The 297-nt window shown below is 68.7% G+C and carries 1 protein-coding gene; it reads right to left on the bottom strand.

Going from position 1 to position 297, the window contains the following annotated elements; translation table 11 throughout:
- Positions 1-297: condensation domain-containing protein (locus ADK52_RS12565; RefSeq protein ID WP_159045918.1), on the bottom strand; the 297-nt coding region annotated here is incomplete at both ends.

Raw genomic sequence — 297 nt, 5'->3', positions numbered from 1 at the left:
CAGCAGGTGATGGCAGGTGAACACCAGCCGGAAGCGCTGGTGGCCGAGGCGGAGCAGTGTGAACCGCAGCAGCGGCGGGGCGGACAGGTCGAAGCGCCGCGCCCGGTCCTCCTCCAGCCATGCCTCGACCGCGGCTTCCTCAGCAGCTCCGTCCGTTGCCTGGAGGTCGACCTCTTCCCAAGGAACGTCGACCTGCTTGGGGATGACCTGGACCGGCTGCCGCAGACCCTCGTAGGCGAAACCCGCACGCAGATTCGCATGCCGGTCCACGACCACCGACGCAGCAGCCCTCAGCAC

Source organism: Streptomyces sp. WM6372 (assembly GCF_001279655.1).
Taxonomy (GTDB): Bacteria; Actinomycetota; Actinomycetes; order Streptomycetales; family Streptomycetaceae; genus Streptomyces.
This window is presented reverse-complemented; position numbering and strand designations above follow the sequence as displayed.